We start from the raw sequence: 4,162 nt of genomic DNA, 5'->3' as shown, positions 1-4,162 counted from the left end.
GACAGGGTGATGATTAATATAGGGGATCACAAATTGGAAGGGACAATAAAAGAGATGAGACTCTTTTATGTAGAGGTAGAAAATGATAACGGAAATGTGGTGATGTACCCTAATAATATGATGATTCACCAAATAGTGGTTATTTTGAAAAAATAAAACCAGCGGTCTATGTACCGCTGGTTTTTAAATATACGGATATATCTTTTTCCAATGAGTAAGCCTGATATCTTATTTTTTCCATTTCTTTTGATAGTGGGTAATGGCCGATGACTTTTAAAAGCTCCTCTATACACCTCACTGCTTCCTGTATCCTTTTAAAATTTGATATCAATAGCTGACTGACATCTTCCTTAGAATCATTCCTTACCTTTTGACTCACTGAGAGACCAATATCTCCTCTGGAATCTCTGCTATCTATAAGAAGCCCGTCTATGTCCTTCATGCCCTTTCTCAGACTATGTCTCATTATTCTGCATTCCCTGGTAAATTCTTCATTTTCAAAATAAAATCTGAAGAGGTCTTCTATTACCCTTGTCCCCTCAGATGCCCTGTTTACGTTGACATCAAGAATTCTGTAAAGTTTTTGCATTTTCTGCTACCTCCACCCTGTTCCTTCCGTTATCCTTTGCCTTGTATAGAGCATTGTCTACTCTTTCGATTATTTCATCTATGCCTTCCCCGTGGATATGCTGTCCTACCCCTATACTTACAGTCACAGGGTAACCAACCTTTTGGAAGTTGATACTTTCTACGGTTTTTCTAAGTCTCTCTGCACACAGGAGAGCTACTTTTAAATTTGTTTCAGGAAGAAGCAGGATGAACTCCTCTCCTCCGAATCTTCCGAACATATCCATACTTCTGACACTGTCTTTTATTGAATGAGCCACTTTTCTGAGTATATTGTCCCCCTCCAAGTGACCGCAGAGATCGTTTACTTTTTTAAAAAAATCTATATCTATCAGCATCAGGGAGTAAGTCCCGCCTGATCTTTCTGACCTTTTAATCTCTTTATTTATAGTCTCAAAAATGAATCTTCTGTTGTAAACTCCTGTGAGCTCGTCAGTTATGGAAAGTTCATGAAGTTTTTTCCTGTTTTTTTCTATTTCGGTGATATCATCTAGGAGTATAAGTGACATATCCTTGTTGTCATAGCTTATTTTTTTAGTGGAATGTAAAAAAAACTTTTCCTCTTTTTTACCATCTATATAATGCTTTCTAAAGAGAATTTTTTTATTTGTATCAGAGTCTTTGAATAGAGAATCAGACACTGAATTTCTCAGGGAACACTGCCGGCATTGGGATGTCTCCCCACAGGGCTTGTTTTCATCTATGGCGTGGGCACACTGCATCAGATCGCCGCATTTTTTACTATAAATATCACTTATATCAGAACCGATGATCTTTTCCGAAGACTTATTGAATTCCTGTATCTCCATACTATCATTTACTATAAACATTTTTGTTTCAAGATTATCCATGAGTATTTCCAAAAAATCTTTTTGTTTTTTTAATTTTTCTATCTTCATAGTATAAGCTCCTTTGAAAGGTATTTATAAATAATTTAAAATTTTGATTTTACTGGATAGCTAAAATGTAAAGTAACCGGCAACAGCCGGTTACTTTTTGTCATCATTGATGACTGATATCAGCTTTTCATTTTCTTCTCTCAGGAGAGAAAGCTCTTTATTGATCTTCCTTGAAGAAGTCTGCAGAGAGTTTAGTCTTATCTCCAGAGAGTTTAGGATCCAGAATTGAAAGTGATTAACTTTTTGCTGTTCGTGGATCATCCAAGCGATTTTTAGAGACACAAGAAGAACTCCTAGCTCTATAGAAAGTGTCACAGGGATATAGTGAAGGATTCCACCCATAAAGAATGATACCACCACAATAGTTAGAAATATGGCATTAAACATTTTGTGTTTTCGGCTTTGATGGGCTCCACCGATACTTCCGACTATTTGTTTCACTTTTTCCTGTTCTAGCTTATAATGCTCCATTTCCTCTTGTAAAAATTCTTGAGACATGCTACACCTCCTAGAGTTTTTATTTTAACATCCCTTTTCTGCATCATATGCTAAGAGAAAATTTATTTCTTTTTCTGGTTAAATGGCTGTCTGTATTAATATAGATTATATCATTTTTTATATTTTATTGTAGGTTTTTTTGTGAAATTATTGAATTAATCCAAAATTATGTTACTTTTTTTCTTGAAAGAAAAGTAACACTGGAGAAATTTAATACTTTATCCGAAATAATTTCAGACTCTAAAATTGCAAAAAAGACTTTTGAATTAATAGGGGTTCATGATAAGATACAAGGATATCATTTCGGAGGTAATTTAATGGAAAAAATTAAGAATGGGAGTATTTCAAAGCTGTTTTTCGGGTATCTGATACCTTCAGTGACCGGGACGCTGTCCATAGGAATATTGATTTTTATAGATACAGTATTTATAGGAAGGGGAATAGGTAGTCTGGGGCTTGTGGCACTAAATACAGTCATACCAGCCTACACACTTTATTCTTCTACAGGGATGCTTCTGGGGATAGGAGGTGCTACAGCGGCTTCTGTCGATGCAGGAAGAGGTGATTATGAGGGAAGAAACAGAATATTTACCCACGCTGTAACTCTGGCTCTTGCACTTGGGTGCATATATATCATCTGGCAGACTATGTTTTTACACGAGATAAGTTATTTTCTGGGAGCCAGAGGTGATGCTCTGCCCCTTACAAAAGACTATCTGGGGATTCTTTCAAAGTTTACTCTTTTTTACCTGGTTCCACACTGTCTCAATGCATTCATAAGAAATGACGGTAATCCTAAGGTGTCCATGATGGGAATGGTGTTGTGCGGGATAGTGAATATAATACTGGATTATATTTTTATCTTTGAACTTAACTGGGGAATGAAGGGAGCAGCCCTCGCTACAGGTATAGCACAGATGAGTTATACGGCAGTTCTTCTCACTCATTTCTGGTCAAAGAAAAATTCTCTGGAACTCCAAAGTCCGAAACTGGAAATTCAGGTCATTCAGAGGATAGCAAAGGTGGGTCTTCCGAGCTTTATTAACGAGATGTCATTCGGGGCAGTGGTATTTGCCTTCAACTATATATTTCTGCGTATAGGGGGGGAAACAGCTGTTGCAGCATACAGCATAATCCTGAACATAAATATTCTGCTGTATCTCATATTTCTTGGAATATCCCAGGCTTCCCAGCCGATCTTCAGTGTAAATTACGGCGGAGGACTCCACAGCAGGGTGTGGGATACTTTGAAACTGAGTACTATTGTCAGCGGTTTATTAGGAGCATTGACTATTTTGATAACATTTGTATATAAAGATGAGATAGTAGGTATATTTATAAGGGATAATGATGAGCTTATGAAAATCACAGGAGACGGGATGCCATTATTTTTCAGTGCATCTGTCTTCATGGGACTCAATATAATGATGTCAACTTTTTACCAGTCTATAGAGAGTTCCGGAGTGTCTTCCTTTATAACCACTATGAGGAGTTGTGTACTTATGGTGGTGGGACTGGTTTTCCTTCCGGGAATGGCTGGGATAAATGGTGTATGGATGACACCGCTTTTTGCAGAAGGGATAGCTTTTTTCATGTCTCTGTTTTTCCTAAAGAACTATTTTGATAAAAACAGGACCAGTTTTGAGAAACCGGTCAGTGTGATGCCTGTTTATAACAAATAACCGGAGCAGTTATAATAGATTGTCGGATTTATGGTGGGAATAAAAATCAAAATATCTTATTACGAATGCTCACGAATAAAAATTAGGATACAGATTGAAATACCTTACCACAGAGTCACAGAGAGATGCCTGAGTTTCACAGAGAAACCTTTTTTAGGTCTTTTATCTTCTCGGTGTCATCAGTAAACATTTCTTAATTTTTTATTTGTTTATTCTATTCGTGTTTATTCGTGATCAATGTTTCATTTTTTCAAATAAGTGTCTGCAATTTCACGAGTTGTGAGTCTGAGAAAAATCTTCGTCTGCCCCTTGAAGGAAAATCAATTTATCGGAGAATAAATCCATATAGAATAAATATGGGAGGTAACGAAATGGAGTATAGGATTGTAGCTATCAAGACTGAAGAAAGACAGAAGACTGCGGTAAAGGTCCAGGATATTTTGACTGAATACGGGT

5 protein-coding genes are annotated in these 4,162 nt (G+C 36.7%); 2 read left to right on the top strand and 3 right to left on the bottom strand.

Annotated features, from left to right (window positions below; all coding sequences use genetic code 11):
* The first annotated feature begins 9 nt into the window (after positions 1–9).
* Positions 10–156, top strand: a complete 147-nt coding sequence (locus tag ABZA26_RS09175) for a mechanosensitive ion channel domain-containing protein (protein ID WP_372714220.1) — start codon at positions 10–12, stop codon at positions 154–156.
* 10 nt (positions 157–166) lie between these two features.
* Here ABZA26_RS09175 and ABZA26_RS09170 read toward each other — a convergent pair whose 3' ends face one another.
* The 3 genes from ABZA26_RS09170 to ABZA26_RS09160 all read right to left on the bottom strand — a co-directional run bounded on the left by ABZA26_RS09170 (position 167) and on the right by ABZA26_RS09160 (position 2,024).
* Complete coding sequence (locus ABZA26_RS09170) at positions 167–589, bottom strand: thiamine-phosphate pyrophosphorylase (protein WP_372714219.1); 423 nt, start codon at positions 587–589, stop codon at positions 167–169.
* Positions 564–1,526, bottom strand: coding sequence for a diguanylate cyclase (locus tag ABZA26_RS09165; protein ID WP_372714218.1), 963 nt, complete (start codon positions 1,524–1,526; stop codon positions 564–566). Before ABZA26_RS09165 ends, ABZA26_RS09170 begins: the two co-directional genes overlap by 26 nt.
* Positions 1,527–1,616: 90 nt before the next feature.
* Positions 1,617–2,024 (bottom strand): hypothetical protein, encoded by a 408-nt coding sequence (locus ABZA26_RS09160; protein WP_372714217.1) that lies wholly within the window; start codon positions 2,022–2,024, stop codon positions 1,617–1,619.
* Between the two features lie 317 nt (positions 2,025–2,341).
* Here ABZA26_RS09160 and ABZA26_RS09155 point away from each other — a divergent pair, with 317 nt between their 5' ends.
* Positions 2,342–3,706, top strand: a complete 1,365-nt coding sequence (locus ABZA26_RS09155; RefSeq protein WP_372714216.1) for an MATE family efflux transporter — start codon at positions 2,342–2,344, stop codon at positions 3,704–3,706.
* Positions 3,707–4,162: the final 456 nt, after the last annotated feature.

The organism is Ilyobacter sp. (assembly GCF_041583315.1).
In the GTDB taxonomy this organism is placed as follows: Bacteria; Fusobacteriota; Fusobacteriia; order Fusobacteriales; family Fusobacteriaceae; genus Ilyobacter.
This window is presented reverse-complemented; position numbering and strand designations above follow the sequence as displayed.

Coding starts and splice junctions, on each gene's coding strand:
- ABZA26_RS09175 (WP_372714220.1), top strand. CDS start 10: ATGATTAATATAGGGGATCACAAATTGGAAGGGACAATAAAAGAGATG.
- ABZA26_RS09170 (WP_372714219.1), bottom strand. CDS start 589: ATGCAAAAACTTTACAGAATTCTTGATGTCAACGTAAACAGGGCATCT.
- ABZA26_RS09165 (WP_372714218.1), bottom strand. CDS start 1,526: ATGAAGATAGAAAAATTAAAAAAACAAAAAGATTTTTTGGAAATACTC.
- ABZA26_RS09160 (WP_372714217.1), bottom strand. CDS start 2,024: ATGTCTCAAGAATTTTTACAAGAGGAAATGGAGCATTATAAGCTAGAA.
- ABZA26_RS09155 (WP_372714216.1), top strand. CDS start 2,342: ATGGAAAAAATTAAGAATGGGAGTATTTCAAAGCTGTTTTTCGGGTAT.